The 20,031-nt window shown below is 43.3% G+C and carries 17 protein-coding genes and 2 pseudogenes; 17 read left to right on the top strand and 2 right to left on the bottom strand.

Annotation, left to right across the window (positions count from 1 at the left end):
* Nucleotides 1-380: 380 nt before the first annotated feature.
* Nucleotides 381-941 (bottom strand): TetR/AcrR family transcriptional regulator, encoded by a 561-nt coding sequence (locus tag ABIC22_RS02465; protein WP_354477914.1) that lies wholly within the window; start codon nt 939-941, stop codon nt 381-383.
* A gap of 178 nt (nt 942-1,119) precedes the next feature.
* Here ABIC22_RS02465 and ABIC22_RS02460 point away from each other — a divergent pair.
* The 4 genes and pseudogenes from ABIC22_RS02460 to ABIC22_RS02445 all read left to right on the top strand — a co-directional run bounded on the left by ABIC22_RS02460 (nt 1,120) and on the right by ABIC22_RS02445 (nt 4,790).
* Nucleotides 1,120-1,852: pseudogene (locus tag ABIC22_RS02460) on the top strand (glucose 1-dehydrogenase).
* 602 nt (nt 1,853-2,454) lie between these two features.
* Nucleotides 2,455-3,399, top strand: coding sequence for an alpha/beta fold hydrolase (locus tag ABIC22_RS02455; protein ID WP_354477911.1), 945 nt, complete (start codon nt 2,455-2,457; stop codon nt 3,397-3,399).
* Between the two features lie 149 nt (nt 3,400-3,548).
* A complete protein-coding gene (locus ABIC22_RS02450; RefSeq protein WP_354477908.1) occupies nt 3,549-4,217 on the top strand; it encodes a Type 1 glutamine amidotransferase-like domain-containing protein in 669 nt (222 codons plus the stop codon).
* Between the two features lie 210 nt (nt 4,218-4,427).
* A complete protein-coding gene (locus ABIC22_RS02445; protein ID WP_354477905.1) occupies nt 4,428-4,790 on the top strand; it encodes a VOC family protein in 363 nt (120 codons plus the stop codon).
* 55 nt (nt 4,791-4,845) lie between these two features.
* Here ABIC22_RS02445 and ABIC22_RS02440 read toward each other — a convergent pair whose 3' ends face one another.
* Nucleotides 4,846-5,280: an Rrf2 family transcriptional regulator gene (locus ABIC22_RS02440; RefSeq protein ID WP_483312524.1), complete on the bottom strand. Its 435-nt coding sequence runs from the start codon at nt 5,278-5,280 to the stop codon at nt 4,846-4,848.
* Between the two features lie 301 nt (nt 5,281-5,581).
* Between ABIC22_RS02440 and pyrH the strand changes: the two genes are divergently transcribed.
* From pyrH to ABIC22_RS02375, 13 genes and pseudogenes are all read left to right on the top strand, one after another.
* Nucleotides 5,582-6,319, top strand: a complete 738-nt coding sequence (gene pyrH, locus ABIC22_RS02435; protein WP_221807032.1) for a UMP kinase — start codon at nt 5,582-5,584, stop codon at nt 6,317-6,319.
* A gap of 167 nt (nt 6,320-6,486) precedes the next feature.
* Nucleotides 6,487-7,452, top strand: coding sequence for a quinone oxidoreductase family protein (locus ABIC22_RS02430; RefSeq protein ID WP_354477901.1), 966 nt, complete (start codon nt 6,487-6,489; stop codon nt 7,450-7,452).
* Between the two features lie 29 nt (nt 7,453-7,481).
* A pseudogene (locus ABIC22_RS02425) lies at nt 7,482-7,604 on the top strand (TetR/AcrR family transcriptional regulator); the annotation flags it as partial.
* Between the two features lie 683 nt (nt 7,605-8,287).
* Nucleotides 8,288-9,688 (top strand): MFS transporter, encoded by a 1,401-nt coding sequence (locus ABIC22_RS02420; protein WP_354477898.1) that lies wholly within the window; start codon nt 8,288-8,290, stop codon nt 9,686-9,688.
* 143 nt (nt 9,689-9,831) lie between these two features.
* Nucleotides 9,832-10,788, top strand: coding sequence for an ROK family glucokinase (locus ABIC22_RS02415; protein WP_354477895.1), 957 nt, complete (start codon nt 9,832-9,834; stop codon nt 10,786-10,788).
* A gap of 172 nt (nt 10,789-10,960) precedes the next feature.
* Nucleotides 10,961-11,599 carry a TetR/AcrR family transcriptional regulator gene (locus tag ABIC22_RS02410; protein WP_164764326.1) on the top strand — a complete coding sequence of 213 codons (639 nt, stop codon included), beginning with the start codon at nt 10,961-10,963 and terminating at the stop codon, nt 11,597-11,599.
* Nucleotides 11,600-11,768: 169 nt separating this feature from the next.
* On the top strand, nt 11,769-12,569 hold the full coding sequence (locus tag ABIC22_RS02405; RefSeq protein ID WP_354477891.1) for a sugar phosphate isomerase/epimerase family protein: 801 nt from the start codon (nt 11,769-11,771) through the stop codon (nt 12,567-12,569).
* An 18-nt stretch (nt 12,570-12,587) separates the two neighbouring features.
* Nucleotides 12,588-13,673: a Gfo/Idh/MocA family protein gene (locus tag ABIC22_RS02400; RefSeq protein ID WP_354477888.1), complete on the top strand. Its 1,086-nt coding sequence runs from the start codon at nt 12,588-12,590 to the stop codon at nt 13,671-13,673.
* Between the two features lie 228 nt (nt 13,674-13,901).
* Nucleotides 13,902-15,002 carry a Gfo/Idh/MocA family protein gene (locus ABIC22_RS02395; RefSeq protein WP_127539651.1) on the top strand — a complete coding sequence of 367 codons (1,101 nt, stop codon included), beginning with the start codon at nt 13,902-13,904 and terminating at the stop codon, nt 15,000-15,002.
* 27 nt (nt 15,003-15,029) lie between these two features.
* Nucleotides 15,030-15,998, top strand: a complete 969-nt coding sequence (locus tag ABIC22_RS02390) for a sugar phosphate isomerase/epimerase family protein (protein WP_354477885.1) — start codon at nt 15,030-15,032, stop codon at nt 15,996-15,998.
* A 28-nt stretch (nt 15,999-16,026) separates the two neighbouring features.
* On the top strand, nt 16,027-18,525 hold the full coding sequence (locus ABIC22_RS02385; protein ID WP_354477882.1) for a GH39 family glycosyl hydrolase: 2,499 nt from the start codon (nt 16,027-16,029) through the stop codon (nt 18,523-18,525).
* Between the two features lie 21 nt (nt 18,526-18,546).
* Nucleotides 18,547-19,536, top strand: coding sequence for a sugar phosphate isomerase/epimerase family protein (locus ABIC22_RS02380; protein WP_354477879.1), 990 nt, complete (start codon nt 18,547-18,549; stop codon nt 19,534-19,536).
* Between the two features lie 19 nt (nt 19,537-19,555).
* A complete protein-coding gene (locus ABIC22_RS02375) occupies nt 19,556-19,945 on the top strand; it encodes a C-glycoside deglycosidase beta subunit domain-containing protein (RefSeq protein ID WP_354477876.1) in 390 nt (129 codons plus the stop codon).
* Nucleotides 19,946-20,031: the final 86 nt, after the last annotated feature.

Raw genomic sequence — 20,031 nt, 5'->3', positions numbered from 1 at the left:
AAACGCTGACATTTCTAGTGTTGATACAAACGGTAATGGACAGGTGACGATTAAAGAAGCTAAAGAAGCAGGTTATAGTATGCCAATAACGAGTGATCATTGGTTATATCCATATATGCACGATGCTGATATGGACGGTATGATAGGTGAGTAAGACTAAATAAGAGCAGTTTGCCGTCGCGGCAACTGCTTCTTCTCATTCAGCTATCGGGCAGGTTTGTTTCGTATTCCCACCCTCAGACAAAGGAAGTTGTTCTACTTTATAGATTAGACTCTGCAACAGATTTTCCAAGTTATTCAGTCCTTTTATAAAGATTTTCACCAACAGCTTTGTACGAATGCTTTAAACCCAAATTAATGGTGTTGTCCAGTCACAAGAATTAGTTATCAAATTTCCCTAAAGGAAACAAATTAACTTTTGTAAGCCATAAACTCATTTCCATTACTGTTTCCTGCATACCATTTTCTAACCAATAAAGAATAATTCCAACTGCCCCATTTGCCATATAGATTGCTTCCCAAATACTGACCCTAAAATGAAGTATCTCAGTAATAATCTCTTTCACAAAACGCCCACGAAATTCACTTTCAGTTAACAATTTTTTGTAAAGAGAAGATTGTTTTTGTATATGTTCAAACATGACGACATGTGATTTAATTGGCTTATTTAATTTTATGAATTCATTTATAGCTGATTCATAGGAATATTTCGGCTGTTTCAATGATTCTTTCAGCTCATTCAATTTATCATTTTGGAATTGAGTGAACATATCCTGTTTATCAAGAAAATGAAGGTAAAACGTTGAACGGTTGACCTCCGCTTTCCGTACAATTTCACGAACCGTAATAGCTTCATGCCCCTCCAAAATAATTAAATTCGCCAATGCGTCCATAAGTAACCTTCTGGTACGAGTCACACGAGGATCAACTACCCTGTTCAACTGACTTTCCTCCATAAATTATCATTATTTTTCCGACACTTATATCATAAATGTATGTTATCCGACATTCCTTCTAAGTTTGATGATTGAGGAAACCGTTTTCATATAATAGGATAATTTAAAGACACACTGTTGTCTACTTTAATAAATAAATGTTATTACTGAGGAGGAAATAGATATGGGATTATTAGATGGTAAAGTAGCTATTATTACTGGCGCTGCTAAAGGTATGGGGGCATCTCACGTTCGTCGATTTGTTGATGAAGGTGCAAAAGTTATCTTTACAGATATTTTAGAAAACGAAGGTCAAGCACTTGCACAGGAATTAGGTGATTCTGTACGTTTTATTAAGCATGATGTGACAAATGAGGATGACTGGAAAGATGTTGTGAAAGCTTCGATTGAAGCTTTTGGTAATATAAATATATTGGTAAACAATGCTGGTATTGATGTACCTGAGGTTAATCTTGAGGGAGCAGATTTTACTACTTATCAAAAAGTTATTGCTGTGAATCAACACTCTGTATTTTTAGGAATGCGCGCAGTCGTTGAATCTATGAAAAAAGCTGGGGGCGGCTCCATTATAAACATTTCTTCACTAGCAGGTATGGTTGGAGCTTATAAAAAAAGTGGCTTATACAGCTTCAAAATTTGCAGTTCGTGGAATGACTAAAGCTGCCGCATTAGAACTTGGTGATTATAATATCCGAGTGAATTCTGTGCATCCTGGTTTTATCGTAACTGATATGACTAGAGATTTAGTTTCACCTGAGTTGGAGCAAACTTTACCAATTCGTAGAGCAGGTAAACCTGAAGAGGTAACAAATCTCGTTACCTATTTAGCTTCCGACCAATCGTCCTACTCAAGTGGTTCAGAATTCATAATTGATGGTGGCCTAGGCGCACAATGATGAATAGAAAAACACTGTCGACAACTGACAGTGTTTTTTTACGGATTTATTTATATTCTTAAGCAATAAGTAAAATAAGATCCCTCCATTGAATATAAACTCCGTACATTTCTTTCATTTGGTTAACGACATACGCTCCGGGTTTTTGTGCGTGAGTAAGACCTGGATACACATGGAGCTCTGTTGGAATACCTTCTGTTATAAGTGTCGGTGGTAGACCAGTCATATCTTCGATTCTAGCTACCCTGGCTTCTCAACAGCTGCCTTTAAATAATGCTACTAACGACTGATTTTTAACTGTTTTTATCCTTTCTTGTACGGACAATCAATTCTATAAGGGATGCACCAAAATCTCAAACTTGAAACATCATGAATCTTTTTGAGCCAAATGACAAGTTAATTATTTGTTCAACTAACGGGAAACGTTAGCTGAATTATACCAAGAAAGCAGCTGATCAATGCGATCAGCTGCTTTAGTTTAGCTCAAGAGAAGTTTTTTTAATTAGATCTTAAATAAGAAAAATCAAATTGAAAAGTTTCTCTTTTTTAAAGTGAAAATCACCTTTATCATTTGATAAAACATTAGAGAGAGGTGTAAAAGTTTGACCAAAATAAATGCAACAGAAAGGGTTCTTCGAACAACTATTTCAGTTATTGGTTTCCCACTAGCATTCGTTCAAACTCTTCTTTCAAAATATGCAATACATAAATACAAGCGAATGGGGAAATTGATTAATATCGGTAGCCATAGCTTACATGCTATTGTAGCTGGACAAGATAAAGATGGACCTACTGTTATATTAGAATCAGGAATGGGGGGCTGTGCATTAGATTGGTCGCTAGTACAACCTGAACTATCCAAACATACAAAGGTTATTTCATACGACCGCGCGGGATTTGGGTGGAGTACACAAACGATTGATAAACCCACATGTGAAAATTATATCCTTGATCTTAGAGAGTTATTAAGTAGATTAGAGCTAAAACCGCCGTATTTACTTGTTGGGCATTCGTATGGTGGAATGATAATGCGATTGTTTGCATCCGAGTTTCCTGATGAAGTAATGGGTATTATTCTTGTCGATTCAACTCATGAAAAGAGATATTTAGAATCCACTTCAAGTGAAAAAAGAAGAATAGAACGACTAAATAATCAAAAACGTCTTAGGCTTGGTTATCTATTATCACCTATTGCGGTTCCTCGAATGATAAAACAGCATATTGGTTCTAAAAGACTGCCTCTCGATATTCAGAAAAAAGCAGCTGCATTAGGATATAGAAATAATGCATATAAGGCAGCATATTTAGAATTCCTCTGTACCATTAAAAGTGCTGAACAGTTACATCAATCACAGCCACTGAGATCGGATATCCCTATACTAGTATTAACTGCAGGCAAACAAAGTGAAGAATGGAAACATGGACAAAAGGAGCTTTTAATTCTGTCTAAAAAAACTCAACATATTATCGTGGAAGACAGCTGGCATTCTATACAAATTCACAATCCTCAAGTTGTGATTAATTCGGTAATTAGTTTATTACGCTAACGGGAAACGATAGCTCAATAAATCAAGAAGGCAGCCGGCCATGGTGATCGGCTGCCTTTGTTCAACTAACGGGCAGGATAGGATAGCCATTTTATCGAACAATAGACAATAGGGGAATTTATGAAGGTCAAATGACTAGGAGTGAGGGTATGAAATTATTACTGACATCTGCAGGCGTTAATAACCAAAGTATCCACGATGCGTTAGCTCGCATGTTGGACAAGCCGATTGCTGACTCCAATGCCATGTGCATTCCCACGGCGATGTACGGACATCCCTGGGTTGGCCCTGGCGTGAAAACCTGGGAGTTTATCAGCGGGAAATCCGAGAACCCCATGGTTGACCTCGGCTGGAAGTCAGTAGGTGTGCTGGAGCTCACCGCACTGCCAAGCATCAGTAGAGACCACTGGGAGCCCCTGGTCCGGGAAACAGACGTCTTGCTGGTGTCGGGTGGCGATGCTCTCTTCCTATACCATTGGATGCGGCAATCCGGACTGGCAGAACTCTTGCCTTCACTGAAGGCCGTTTATGTGGGAATGAGCGCCGGCAGTATGGTGATGGCACCTAAGATCGGGGAATACTTTGTGGGGTGGACTTCACCTACCGGTGGCGATGAAACGTTGGGACTGGTTGATTTTGCAATTTTTCCGCATCTTGATCACGTCATGCTGCCAGATAACACCATGGCTGCTGCTGAGAGCTGGGCCGCAGAGATTCAAGGGCCGGCATATGCAATCGATGATCAGACCGCCATCAAGGTGATCGATGGAGCAGTAGAAGTGGTTTCCGAAGGGAATTGGAGGCATTTTATGCTCTAAGATTCCTCACCGCTGAGGTAACGGGATACGATAAGTCAATATTACCAAGAAAGCAGCTGATCTACGTGATCGGCTGCTTTTGTTCTGAAACGAGTATTTTAGTTGAGGTCGATCCTTTTTGAAAGCTTGACATGGTCAAAATATTTATATATAACTAAATTAGTTATAACCATAATGGTTATATTTAATAAATGAAAACTGGAGGTTAACATGAAAATCATAAATCATTTTATACCCGTTTTTACCGAGCAACTGGAATTAACAGTTACATATTATGAATCTCTTGCTAACCGATCTATGGATCGCACGTGGAATATTCCCGAGGCTGGCTTATCTTTAGCCACAGTATATCCTTACGTCATTGTATCTGGAAGTGCAGAGGCCTTGGAGCCTGCTAGATCACTCCGTGCTGTGGTATATGTTGATTCCATGAGCGAATTGAAGGCAGAATTAAAAAAACAAAATACCCTTATCGTAAGAGATCAGCATGGTCCCATTGGTCCAAGCGTTTTTGTTGAACATCCTGATGGTAGTTTTATTGAATATGTTGAGCCTGCGCAAGCTTCTGTTTGACTTGGTGCAAAATCAAAAAAATGCAAAATAAAGCTACTCCATCAGAGGAGTAGCTTTATTTTGCATTTGCCTTTATCCGTAGTTGCTCTACAATCTGAGCTAGGGTAACAGAAGCTAGTTCTTGCTCCATAGCCTTCTGTGCATTAGAGAATTGGGGTAATAGAATGGATTCAATGTTCATTCCTACAGAACAATTGGGGTCCGTATCCTTGTGAATTTTGAAAAGCTGATTTCCATCCACAGATTCGACGGCTTGGAATATATTCAGTAAGGTTAATTTTTCAGGAGAGATCAGGAGAGAAGCCCCCGCAACTCCTGGTTTTGTTTCAATATAACCTGCTTTTTTGAGCTGGGCCATAATCCTTCGAATTACGACAGGGTTACTATTGATGCTACGGGCAATTCGATCGCCTGTACTATATAGGGGGTCCAGCGAGATCATGGAAAGAATATGGACTGCCATCGAAAAACGACTACTTATTTGTTTCAATCTACTCACCTTCTTTGCTAAATAGTATAGTTTCATTTAAAGAACAGGTCAATCGACAGCATCATCAGCAGGTAAACAGGTGGGTCAAAGATCAACTCCAGAAACATTTCCATTCTCATCATTGCAATTTACATTCACGTAATGTAAAATCACTTGATGGAAAAAATATGAAGGGGTGGGAGTATGAGATGGAAACGGAAGGCTTACATTCAGTCGACTTGTGTAATTTCATATTTCCATTCCATTAGAACACTAAAGCATTTATTGCTTTAGTGTTTTTTATTTTATGGGGGTGTAATCATTGTCAAGGTACAAAAGGGTTCTCGTTAAGCTAAGTGGTGGAGCAGTAGCAGGAAACTCCGAATTTGGTTTTGAGCCAGAAAGGTTAGATCATATTGCGGATGAAATTATGTCAGTGGTAAACTTAGGCGTTGAAGTATCGTTAGTTATAGGTGGGGGTAACATTTTCAGAGGGAATATGGCGGAAAGCTGGGGGATCGAAAGGGCAGAAGCTGATAACATTGGGACACTTGCGACTGTAGTAAATAGTTTAATGCTTCGTGGAGTTCTTAAAGCCAAGACCCAAAAGGAAGTACGAGTAATGACGGCAATACCTATTACTTCAGTTGCAGAACCATACATCCGTCTAAGAGCAATCCACCATCTAGAAAAAGGCTATCTTGTAATTTTTGCAGGGGGGAACGGTCAACCTTACGTTACAACAGACTATCCTTCAGTACAAAGAGCCATCGAGGTTCATTGTGACGCTTTATTTGTTGCAAAGCAAGGTGTTGATGGTGTTCTTAATGCAGACCCTAAATTGGATAAGGATGCAAGGAAATTCCGCTCGCTTCATTACAACGATGTCTTAAAACACAACTTAAAGGTAATGGACCAATCCGCTTTCATTTTAGCAAGAGACTACAATCTGCCCATGCATGTGTTTAATTTTGACAAGCCAGGCACAATGAAAGAGATTTGTGAAGGAAATAATAAGGGTACTATTATTAGCGGTGAATCAATTTTGGAATTGGAATAACAGAACTTCTGTCCGAGGGAGCACATTGTGCTCCCTAGATTTCGTAATAAACTTGCTGTTACAGACAGCGGGGTGAACCGTATCATAAGCGAGGCAAGTTTTGGAGTAAATAAAAGAAGCCCGTTTTTTTCAGAGCCTTGAAAAATATATAAGAGGAGGCCACTCATTTGAAAGCACTTGTATTTAATAAATTCGGAGGACCGGAAGTACTAGAATATCTTGAAATTTCGGATCCAGTTATCGGGCCTGACGAAATATTAGTAAGGATGAAAGCCATCGGATTGAATTTTGCAGATATTTATAGAAGGAAAGGGAACTATCATCTTACTGGGAATTCCCCGTTTATTTTAGGTTATGAAGGGGCAGGAGTCGTTGAAAAAACGGGAGCTAATGTCCAAGGAATCAGCGTTGGCGACCCTGTTGCATTTGCAGATGTCCCCCATGCTAACGCAGAAAAAGTGGCTGTTCCTATAGAAAAGGCAATTCCTCTTCCGGAGACCATTTCATTTGAAAAGGCGGCTTCTGTTTTACTGCAAGGGTTGACTGCCCACTATTTAACAAAAGATAGTTATGCGGTTAAGGAGAATGATGTCATTCTAGTTCATGCCGCAGCAGGGGGCGTTGGACAGTTGCTTGTTCAAATGGCAAAGCTCTTCGGTGGGAGGGTCATTGGTTTAACCTCCTCGATGGAGAAGGCGTCGGCAGTTAAGAACTCTGGAGGGAATCAGGTTTTTTTGTACTCGGATGATTGGAAGAGAAAAGTCATGGAGGAGACAAACGGAAAAGGTGTGGATGTTGTCTATGACTCAGTAGGCTCCACGCTCGAGGATAGTTTTGCAGTCACTCGCACTCGGGGGACGGTTGTATTTTATGGAATGGCAGGGGGAGACCCTGCTCCAGTTGACCCAAGGATGTTGATGGATACGTCAAAAACTTTGACTGGTGGCGATCTTTGGAATTTCCTTACTTCCCACGAGGAACGGGCAACCCGTTCAGCCGAGTTGTTCCGCTGGATCGAAGAGGGCAAAATAACGGTATCCGAACCTACGGTATTTGCACTACGAGATGGAAGAAAAGCGCATCAATTTCTGGAAAGCCGCAAAAGCACGGGGAAAATTTTATTAAGACCATAAAAATCGTATGAATCTAACCAAGACTCAAGTTATTGGAATGGTGGATTATCCGTTCGATGCCATATCCTCCGCCCGTCATGGATGAACAATTTTGGAATTTGCTTAACCGAGGTGTCGAAGGACACGAATACTATTCCATGGGGAGCCGCTAATTTGGCGGCTTTTTTTGTTTGGATAAGAGACCTGCAAATGTATGAAAAATTTTCTCAGATAATGGGAAATATAATCTCTTGCCAAGGGGCATAAGGTATGGTACTTTTGTATCATTATTAACCATGTGTTAACCGTTAATTTTTTGTAAACGATATACATTATCTGGAGTGAAGTGGGGTGTTGATGGTAAACAGTCCAACCTAATTTTATATCTTGCTTCGAGGGGAAAAGACCAGAGACAAAGCCTTTTTTCTAAAAAAAATGGAAGCGCTAACAATTTTCCTCCTGGTGGGTTGTGACCTTCCTATATAGTTTGGTAAATGACGGTCATGCTGAGTTTGGAGCAGAAAAAGAAGCGACTTAGAGTCTTGAAGTTTATGATAGCTGCTTTAGTCGAATTTTCTTCGTCAAGCAGTTCCCTTTAAAAATCACGTTAGATTAAAAATGAGTGGGTTGAATTTAATTAAGACCTGGATCACATGGGCAAACCAGCAGAAACAGGTTAAATTATAGCGCTTAATTGATTAAATATAAAAAAGTCATTCAGCAGACAGTATCTTATAATGAAAGCGGAATCATTACTGAAGTGAAAAAAAGAGAATGAAGCAAGGGAGTCGTGAAACGGAAGGAACACTGTTTTTTTACCCATTCTGGAAGTGATTAAAATAAGGGAGAGTTATCCATGCAAACTACGAACATAACAAACGAAATGCCTCTGGTAGGGTCGATAATCAAGCAAAAGAATGGCAAATTAAGCTTTAAAGAAAAAATCAGCTACGGGCTTGGAGATTTAGGTTCTAATCTCATGTGGGGGATCGTCGGAAGCTTTCTTCTCTACTTTTATACGGATGTCGCTCTGATACCGGTTGCTGCAACAGGAACGTTACTTCTGGTAGCGCGAATATTGGATTCGATTATTGACCCGGTTATTGGAGGATTTGTGGACCGAACCAATACCAAATTCGGACGGACACGTCCGTACATTTTATTCGGTATTGTTCCGTTTGCGATCATGCTCATTTTGACCTTTACCAGTCCTGACATTTCAACAACGGGTAAAATCATCTACGCTTCGGTTACTTATATTATTGCAGGTTTGTTGTACTCGCTTATCAATATCCCATATGGCTCACTTATGTCGTTAATGACGCGCAGTGGGGAAGAGAAAGACCAGCTGTCCAGCTTTCGAATGGTGGGTATGGCGGTCGGCAGCATTATTGTAACCGCTCTAACGACTCCCATGGTGAGCTACTTTGGCGGTGGTAATGAACAAAAGGGATATCTGTATACAACCATTATTTTTGCTGTCCTTAGTGCAATCATGTTTCTTATTGTTTATAGAAATTGCAAAGAGCGTTATGTCGATCCTGTATCATCGGTTAAGGAAAAAGGGTCCATTATTCAGACTTATAAGAGCGCTTTCAGAAATACCCCTTGGGTATCAACGATCATATTCTCACTTTTGTTGTTTATTAGAACCGGTGCTACGGTATCCATTACGATCTATTTTTCGCTTCATGTTCTGCATAATCCAGCTATGATCTCTATTTTGCTGCCAGCACTATACGTTTCGTTATTGTGTTCTGCTGCGATTACACCGACATTTCTGAAGAAATTCAAGCAAAGAAAAGGAAACATTATCGCACAGATTATATTTTTGATTGGATTGGCCTTTATGCCATTTTTTGAACACAATATGGTCGTGTTTGTCGCTCTATGGTTTCTTGCCAATGTATTCGGCGGTGTTAGCTCAGGTGCCGTATTCAGTATGATTGCTAACTCTGTTGATTACAATGAATGGAAATTTAATAAAAAAGCTGAGGGTACGCTGTATGCAGGTTACAGTTTCGCTACAAAAGTCGGTATGGCTCTGGGAAGTGCAGTTGTTGGATATACACTAGCGCTGACCGGTTATAGTGCGACAAATGTGACGCCGGAAGCGTCATCAGCCATTAATATGTTGTTTTTCGTTATTCCGCTTGTCTGTACCATCCTGCAAATCATTGCAGTTAGTTTCTATAAATTGGATGCCATTCATCCGAAAGTTGTAAGTGAGCTTGAAGCGAGAAGAAGTGCTCTTTAAATCTCATCAGCTGTTGTGTTGCAGTTTTACCCAAAGGCAATGCTGTAAGAGTTTTAAACTTATGGCATTGCCTTTTTATATGAAAAATGATTACTTAAGGTAAATGATTAATTAAAGGTTAATTTTTATGAGGAGGAACAGTGATGAAATTAGAACGTAAGCTTTACATTGGAATTGATCTTGGAGGAACCTCGGTAAAGGTGGGGATCTGTGGCGAGGACGGTCGTTTGCTTGCCGTATATGAAGGACCGACAGAAGCAGAGAAACGCGCAGAGGGTGTTCTTCAGAACATTGAACTTTACGTGAGGGAGTTAGTCTCCAGGGAGGGCTACAGCTGGAATCAGATCGCCGGTGTTGGCGCGGGAATTCCGGGGTTTCTCGATTTTCAAGCAGGACTTGTGAAAGCTTCACCTAATTTGGGATGGAGGAATGTGCCCGTAAAAGAGATTTTGGAAGCTCGTTTAGGTAAAGAAGTCAAGATTGATAATGATGCCAATGCAGCTGCGCTAGGGGAAGTCTGGAGTGGAGCTGGTGCAGGAATTTCAAACGTGGTTTGTTATACGCTTGGTACTGGTGTAGGCGGCGGGATTATCGTTAAGAACAACCTGTGTCAGGGATTTAACGGAATGGGTGGCGAAATCGGACATATGAACGTAGTCGCTGAGAACGAGGCAATTGCATGTGGCTGTGGCAAAACAGGGTGCCTAGAGACGGTTGCTTCCGCTACCGGCATGATATACATGGCCAAAGAGGCTGTAATTCGTGGCGAAAAGACCTCTCTGGCTTTAATCCGTGAAATATCTGCAAAAGATGTGCTGGATGAGGCTAAAGCAGGCGATCCAGTATCTGTCCAGATTGTAGATCGGGCTGCAAAATATTTGGGCAAATCCATGGCGCTGCTGTCCATCATCGTTAATCCTCAACGCTTTGTAGTAGGTGGGGGTGTTGCGAAAGCCGGAAGCTATCTGCTGGACCGAATTGAGGGATACTACTGTGAATATGCGCTTGAAAATGCTAGAGAGAACGTAGATATTGTACCTGCCATCCTCGGGAATAATGCGGGTGTGGTCGGTGCGGCAGGACTCCATCTATATGAGTGAAGCTAAGTTACCGCATCCATTCATTAGCTGGCTGGACAAGCTTGTTTAAAGATGGATCATCCACGGCGATGCCCCTAGGAACCGCTTGATTTTTACAGAAGCCTATATTATCCTAAGTAATGATTAACCTTAGATAAATGGTTAACTCTGGCATATGAGGGAGGGGGTGTTTATGGTGACTACATGGCACCAGGATGTACGGAACCGTAACCGCGAAGAATTCATAATTGCCGGACAACATGCGCTTATCGAGCGTAATTTTACGAATGTGGGACTAAAAGATATCTGTGAGCGGGCGAATTTAAGTAAAGTTACCTTCTATAAATGCTTTAACTCCATGGACGAACTGATCTTTGCGGTACAGCAAAAAATACTCGGTGAACTTACTGAGTTTATTGAAAGTCATTCTATTGCAAAAAGGAACGGGCTGGAGAGCGTTGAGGGATATCTGGACGCTTGGATTCTGTTTTTGGAGGCTCACCCTGACCACCTGAAATATATTGGTTTCTTTGATCATACCTACCGTGATCATTATCCGAATGAAGAACTGCAGGCCACTTACCGTGAATTGGTCAGCGACGGCGCTATGGGTCGAGTACTGCATAATTACATAGAGCAGGGCGTCCGGGATGGGTCGATAAGATCTGACATTAAGCTGGAGGAAACCAGTCTCTTTGTTGTTGAGATGATCATCAGTTTAATGCAGCGCTTGGCCTTCAGAGGAAAGCTGTTAAAAGAGGAACATCAGGTTGGTTATGAAGAAATTGCGAAAACGTCAAAATTGATTGTTCTGTACTATTTAAAGAAGTAATTTTACGCAATATAAAAGATGGATTCTTACCGGGATCCATCTTTTTTTATTGCGCTTGCAAAAAAAATAGAAGTCTGGTACATTACAATTAAAGAGTTACTCTTAGTTAATCATTTATTATAAATAAACCATTCGAAGTAGACGTAGGTAGGAAAGGAAGTTAATTGGCATGAAGCTAGGGATAATTGCTCCTGTACAGGAAGAAAGTTTTGCTAATGCTCGGCGCAGAGGTCTGCATTTTCTGGAATTCTGTATTAACGAAGGTGACAGTGTCGAAGAATTTTGTGAACAACTGGAGAGTATTTCCCAATGGAAGACACAATACGGTGTAGAGGTGGGCTCTATCGGACGGTGGAAATCTCTTCGCATTAATGAGAAAGGAGAGATTTTGCAGGACGAACTGGAGCGATGCTTCAAACTGATTGATGCAGCAAGCGCGCTTGGGTGTCCAAGCTTTGTCTCTGGCTGCAACTATGTAGAGGAATTATCTTTCTACGAGAACTGCACAGCCGCGATTGCCTTCTTCAAGGAACTGCTTGACTATGCTAGACCTAGAAATGTCCAGATTTCCGCGTATAACTGCCGAAAAGTCAATTTCGTTAATACACCTGAAGTTTGGCGGATTATCCATGGACACCTGCCAGAACTGGGCATTAAATTTGATCCGTCACATGCACGCTTTTTCGGCGGAGATTATTTGCAAGAGGCGCTCGATTGGGGACATCGGTTCTACCATGTACACTTGAAGGGTTCCCTGCTCGTTAACGGTCAAAAAGTGGATGAACCACCTGCTGGTATGGATCAGACAGATTGGCCATCTTTCATTGCCACGCTGCGTGCTGCCGGATATAATGCCGGGCTAAGTATTGAGCCGCGAAAATCAGCTCTTCCAGATGAACTGGCGGATAAAGGTATTGATTACTCAGCGACTTATTTCAAGAAGCTTCTGCTTGAAGAGGTTGAGCTATAACATAGAGAGGTGAATAGAATGGAAAACAAATTGAAGTACGCACTGATTGGAGCAGGCGGTAACGCCGAAAAGAAACATATTCACGGATATCTGGCTTTGGAAGATGTAGAAGTGGCAGCGATCTGCGACATTGACTTGAGTAAGGCTTCAAAGATGGCTGGAAAATATAATGTACCTAATGTGTACAGCGACTATAAGGAAATGTTTGCTAAGGAGCGTCCGGATATTGTCAGCATCGTGACACCGAACTTTCTTCACGCAGAAATTACGGAATATGCGCTGTCTCAAGGAGCACATGTTCATTGTGAGAAGCCGCTCAGCATTAGCAGTGAGGAAGCACGTCGCATCCTTGATGCTCGAAACCGGACAGGGAAACGAGTGATGATTGGCTTAAATAACCGATTTACCAATGAAGCTGTCTTTCTGAAAAAATGGATTGATCAGGGCAATCTTGGTGATATTTATAGCGCTAAAGCAGGCTGGATCCGTCGTTCCGGCATTCCAGGCAGAGGTACATGGTTTACCGACAAAGCCCGTTCTGGCGGTGGGGTGATGATTGACCTTGGAGCTCATTATTTGGACCTGGCTCTTTATCTCATGGGGAGCCCGAAGGTATCGTATGTAGCCGGAAGCACCTATCAAAATTTCGTTCATACGACGGCGCGGAACCGGAATGGGTACAAGGGAATTGAAGGCGGGACCTTTAATGTGGAGGATGCGGCTATTGGATTTGTGGCACTGCAAAACAGGGGGAGTCTTTCCTTTGAATTCAGCTGGGCCTCCAACATCGAAGAGGACCGCTTTTATGTGGAGCTGCTCGGAACAAAAGGGGGAGCCAGTCTGGTCAATGGTACGTTGAAGCTGTTCGGAGAAAGCTCCGATATATGCCTGGATATTACACCCAAACTGAAGCTGAATCCCAATCTGCAGCTTGAGAATGAGTTCAGGCATTTCGTGAACTCTATCAAAGATGAACGGCAGCAGCTGATTGCCCCGGCGGATGACGGCCTATATTTTGCTGAAATCGTCGATGCCTTTTATGAAAGCGCTGCGTCTGGCGCTCCTGTCAACGTGCAGACTGCACAGTCTCTGGTCTCATCTTGAACCTGATTGGTTAACAGTATAGTCAGCGGCAAAACTGGTCATTCCAGGATTGTCGCTTTTTTATGTTGTAAATGAGTGCGCTTACAAAAAATAAAAATATATTCTTGCCAAACCGAAAAAGGAGTGTTATATATAGAATATAAGTTTACCACTAGTTAATGATTAAGTAATAGTAATGGATTAACAGTGGTAAATGAATATGATCTTTATTCGTAGGAGGAAATTACATTGAACAAGAAAAAATTAAGATTCGGATTTATCGGTTGCGGTGGAATTGCCAATCAAAAACATTTTCCGGCATTGTCAGCTCTGAGCGACGAAGTTGAACTGGTAGCGTTCTGTGACATCGTTGAAGAGCGCGCAGCAAAAGCGGCGAAGCAATACGGGGTCGAAAATGCAAGCGTATACACTGATTACAAAGAGCTTCTTAAAGACGAATCGCTGGATGTCGTTCATGTACTGACTCCGAACGTTTCCCATTCTTATATTACCGTTGATGCGCTGGAAGCTGGAAAACACGTTCTGTGTGAGAAACCAATGGCCATCAATACGGAAGAAGCGCAAAAAATGCTGGATGCAGCCAAACGTACCGGTAAGAAGCTGACGATCGGTTACCAAAACCGCTGCCGTGTCGATTCCCTGGCGCTGCATGAAGCGTGTGAAAACGATGAGCTGGGTGAAATCTACTTTGCCAAAGCACACGCCGTGCGCCGCAAAGCGGTTCCAACATGGGGCGTATTCCCGGACAAATCGAAGCAGGGCGGCGGCCCGTTGATTGATATCGGTACACATGCGCTGGATCTGACTCTGTGGAACATGAACAATTACAAACCGAAGATGGTGGTCGGCTCCTCTTATCAAAAGCTCAAAGACAATCCGATGGGCAACATGTTCGGGCCTTGGGATCCGGAAACATTTGAAGTAGAGGACTCCGCATTCGGTTTTATCAAAATGGAAAACGGCGCAACGATTTACCTCGAAGCGGCTTGGGCCCTCAATGTGCTGGATGGTAAGGAAGCTCAAGTTACGCTCTGCGGAACTAAAGCCGGCGCGGAAATGCGCGGTAAGGCATTTTTGGATGAAGGTTATGTAGTGTTTAATACCGCTCAGCACGGACAGTTGGTCGAGACAGCTCCTTCCGATGGCGGCGGCGTAGCTTACTTTAGCGGAGAAAGCCGGAAAGCCAACGATGTAGAAGCACGCATGTGGGTCGATGCTCTTCTAAATGACAAAGAGCCGCTGGTGAAACCGGAGCAGGCACTGGTTGTTACCCAGATTCTCGAAGCGATCTACAAGTCCGCAGAAACAGGAGAACCGGTATTCTTTTAATCCAAAAGTAAAGGAGGTGTAGCGGCTATGAAACTCGGAGTTTTTTCCGTCCTTCTGCAGCAGCTGCCTCTGGAAGAGGCGCTGGACATTATCGCTTCCAAAGGACTGGATGCTGTTGAGCTGGGTACTGGCGGCTTTCCCGGTAATCATCACTGTAACCCCGATGAGTTGCTGGAGGATGCCGGTAAGCTAAAAGCGTACAAGCGAGCGTTTGAATCCAGAGGTTTGATGATCAGTGCGCTAAGTTGCCATGGCAACCCACTGCATCCCCAGAAAGAGGTGGCCCGGGAGTACCACGAGTCATTCTTGAAGACACTCGATCTGGCTGAACGGCTGGAAGTTCCCGTTGTGGTTGGTTTCTCTGGGTGTCCTGGAGACTCTGATGATGCCAAATACCCTAACTGGCCGGTAGCACCCTGGCCCAATGAGTATGGTGAGCTGCTGACTTGGCAGTGGGAGAACAAAGTCATTCCTTATTGGAAGGAAACAGGGCGGATCGCTCAAGATAAAGGATTAAAAATCGCTTTAGAAATGCATGGAGGATTTTCCGTCCATACGCCGGCCACATTATTGAGGCTTCGTGAAGCCGCTGGGGAAGTGATCGGAGCCAACCTGGATCCAAGCCATATGTGGTGGCAGGGGATTGACCCGATCCAGGCAGTGAAAATGTTGGGAAGTGAAGGAGCTCTCCATTATTTCCATGCCAAAGACACAGCCATTGATTCCGTCAATGTGAACCGCTATGGAGTTACTGACATGCAGCCGTATACGGCTCTGATGGACCGGGCATGGAACTTCCGTTCTGTAGGTTTTGGACATGACACCAAGACTTGGGCGGATCTCATTAGTACGCTTCGACTGGTTGGGTATGACTATGTCGTAAGCATTGAACATGAAGACGGACTGATGTCGGTTAACGAAGGATTCTCAAAAGCGGTGGATACGCTAAAGCCCCTTTTGATACGTGAATCAGCAGCAGAGATGTGGTGGGTCTAACCGTTTCGCCATGAGAGGAGGCTAAGCAATGGAGAACGGTCATCACCTTTTATCGCGAGTGTTACCTGAGCTTTCGTTACAAATCTCGATGATTTCAGAGAGGGATTCGGACTCCATTGCTAGCCAGGGCATTCATATTGTGTTTCTTTTGCAGGGGAAACTGACGGTCCATTGTCAGGACGAACGGATGAAGCTCGAAGAGGATGATTTTATACTATTTCATCCGGGCGAGGAGTACCGTTTGGAATCTTCGGGGAAAATTCTGGCTGCCCGATTTCAGGTGCCGCAAGAATTGTTGAAGCTGTTCAGCATCTCTGATGATTCCCGGTTTGCCTGTTGTTCCGCTAGAAACAAACGAGAGGCGGACGAGGGGTTAAGAAAGATCTTAACTGAGATGCTGAATGATCAAGTCAAACCGGTCAAATTCAAATCCGTTAAGCTAATCCAATCCACTTTTGAGCTACTGTACTTCTTGTTAAGCGAGTATTTGGTCGAGGATCACAAGCTGGAGTTGCTGCATAGTCCAAGCAAGCCGAATCAACGCCTCCTGGAGATATGCTCTTATGTACATGCGAATTATAAACAGCCGCTGACTTTAAATGAAGTCGCCGAGCTGCATTATTTATCCGTACCGTATCTCTCCAAATCTTTTAAAAAGATGATGGGCATGACGTTTTCCGAGTATTTGAATAAAACCCGTCTGGATCATGCGCTTGCTTACTTGCTGTATACGGATCAGCCGATCACACGAATTGCAATGGACAGCGGATTTCCCAGTTTGGCCGCGTTTAACCGGGTGTTCAGGGAAACGTACCTCGTGAGTCCTTCCCAGTACCGCAAAAATGAGCAGGTGTCCCAGCAGGGTCCTGTTCAGAAAGGTACTGAGAATCTTGGATCATTGGAAGTTTCATACGAGCTTGAGACTTTGCTGGACAGCCGGCTGCAGGACAGCTCGGATGTTACTGTCATCCGGGCTGTACCGGAAAGTGAACCACAGAAGCGGAGCTGGAAAGAGCTTATCAATATAGGATATGCAAGGGATTTATTAAACTCTGATCTGCAGGAGCAGCTTCCGCTTATCCATGGAGAGCTTGGCTTTTCCTATGCACGCATCTGGGGGATCTTCAGTGAAGATATGATGATTCGAGATCCATCCGATCCGGACGCCAGCTACAACTTTAACAATGTGGATAAAGTCATAGATGCCTTAATACGCAACCATCTTAAACCCTATATTGACCTTGGCGACAAGCCGAAGCTAATTCAAAAGGATCTGAACCAGAAAATGGTCACAGCTCCTGCCCTTTTACATTCAAGAGGAGCTGAGGAGTGGAAACGTCTGATCCGTGCTTTCCTTATTCACTGTATCAATCGATATGGCAGTGAAGAGGTGGAAAGTTGGTACTTTGAGTTATGGCATGCCAGCAAACATGCTTTTCTCACGGACGAGACTGACCAGATGGTCAACTATGTTTACCGTCCTGAAGAGATGGAGCAATGGTTTGACGAATACTTTGTTCGTTTCGAAATGACCTGGAAGGGAATAAAGGAATTGCTTCCAGCTGCCAGGCTGGGGGGCTGCGGCCTTAGTATGGATATGGAAGGGCGCTACCTGCCGATGCTGTTGGACCGCTGGGGGAGAAGAGAGGTCCAGCCTGACTTCCTGTCTGTGTACTTATATCCATACGAATTCACTCCGGGTGACGAGGGAGAAGCTCCAGCATTTGTGCATGCCTCCGATGAACAATGGATGCTGCACACCCTTCAATCCATTCGGACGGCCTTGGCAGAACGTAACCTAGGGCATCTGCCACTTCATGTATCTGAATGGAGTTTCAGTGTCTCCAACCGGGATTCCTTGAACGACAGTCTCTTCAAGGCCTCCTATATCCTCAAAAATATGTCGGAGGTTATAACCGAGAATTGCATGATGGGTTACTGGATTTATTCCGATATCTTTAGTGAATTCACCGACTCCAAGCGGCTGCTATATGGGGGAGCAGGGCTTATTTCCAAGGACGGAATAAAAAAGCCCGCCTACTATGCATTTGAATTTTTGAACCGCATGGGAAGGCAAATGGTCGGTAGAGGCCATGACTTTCTTTTGACAAAACGAAGTGGAGACCGCTATCAACTGCTTTGCTATCATTACCGGCATTTCGCGCAGGGAGTTCACGAAGCTGAGAGAGTAGATATGTCTAAAACCGAGTCCGTTGAAGGTAGATTCTCCAATACCCATGCACGCAAGTTTCGAGTGGAAGGGCTCAGAGATGGAATTTATCGTCTTAAGCGGACGATCTTGAGTAATGAACGTGGAAGCATCCTCAAAGAATGGACGAAATTCGGATCTGTCAATGATATAAGGCCAGACGAGATTCTGTTCTTGAAGCAGACCTGTGTTCCTTGTATCTCTGTCGAGCATGTGGAGGTAAGAGAAGGATGGATCGAAATCAACAATGCATTGCGTCCCTGTGAAGGGAGTCTGATTGAATTGGAACTGAGAGTGGATACAAATTTAAGCTATTAATGAAGAGAAGAGGGATGAAACATGTCCAGTATTAAACGGTCCGTAAGTTTATATAGTTATCAGGATGAATATGCTCGGGGAAAAATGACGCTTGAAGATTGCATCAAAGAACTTGCTTCGATCGGTGTAGAAGGAGTCGAAATTATCAGCGACCAGATGCTCTGGAATGCGCCCGATGTTTCGGAGGAGGACATTGCAAATTGGCACCGGATCATTCGCGAGAACGGCATTACTCCCATTTGCAACGATATTTACATCAACACCGTGCTATACAAGAACCGCCGCTTGACGCAAAAAGAGAATCTGGCTCTGCTCAAGAAAGAGCTGCACCTTGCTCATAAGCTCGGTATTCCGCTTGTTCGTCTTGTATCCTTGACCCCTACCGACATCATTGAAGACGCTCTCCCGTTGGCTGATGAATTGAATGTAGTCATGGCTCTTGAGGTTCATGGTGGCATGGCATTCGACAATCCGGAGACCAAAAAATTTACCGACCTGATGTTCAAACTGAATTCTCCTTATGTGGGTCTGGTCGTAGATACAGGAATCTTCTGCCGCAAACATCCGCGCGTTTCCACGGCATTTTTCCTGAATCAGGGACTTAACCCTGCTGTAGCCGAGTACATTGACAATGAATTTGCAAAGGGAAAAGATGTGGAAGCGATCAGTCATCAGCGTGTGCTTCCTGATGAACTGGAAAGCCAAATCCGTTCTTGGGTCGATCGGGAATATGTTCTGTTTGCCGGAGGTTATGAGAACCATGACTTCTCCGTACTTGACCCTTACCTTCCATTCATTAAGCATTTCCACGGGAAATTCTATGAAATGACGGAAGAAGGCGTGGAATACTCCATTCCTTATAAGGAACTCATTGATTATCTGAAAGAAAAGGAATATGACGGTTATATTGCCAGTGAATATGAGGGCGGCCGCTTTGCTCTACCTGGGGCAGAGATTGATGCGGTAACACAGGTCAGAAAGCATCAGGAAATGCTTCGTAAATATATTTAGTGAGCAGGAGGGTAAAAACATGTTTGATAACTATGTATTGACCGACAACAGTCTTAAAAATGTAAAGAAAGACGGAAAAACGGTAGGTTATGAGATACGCACAAGAATTACCTATTATCGGGGAATTCCGTTGTCCATGGTTCACGATATCCAAGTTGAAGTGAACGACAACCCTGTTCCGCGTGAGCAAATCCGGTTTTCACTCGATGGCGAACAGTATTTTACCCTGGACGAAATGGCGACCGTTACTTCTTACAAATGGGAATATGGCCAGGAGGGCATCATTTTTGTAGAGCAAGAGGGAGGGCTTTCCGAGGGTGAACACAAAGTGAAGCTGACGCAGGTTACCCGGGTGGCCTACATCCCTGTACCGTTCTCAGGAACACAAACGAAGACAATGGCAGTGTAAGCCAGCTGCTACGAAAGCCCAAAAAGCTTCAATCCATGCGAAAAAAGAAAGACGGAATGTTCAAGCCAACATTCGGTCTTTCTTTT

This window comes from Paenibacillus sp. PvP094 (genome assembly GCF_040546835.1).
In the GTDB taxonomy this organism is placed as follows: Bacteria; Bacillota; Bacilli; order Paenibacillales; family Paenibacillaceae; genus Paenibacillus; species Paenibacillus illinoisensis.
The sequence above is the reverse complement of the archived record's forward strand: the minus strand, read 5'-3'. Positions and strand labels throughout refer to the sequence as shown.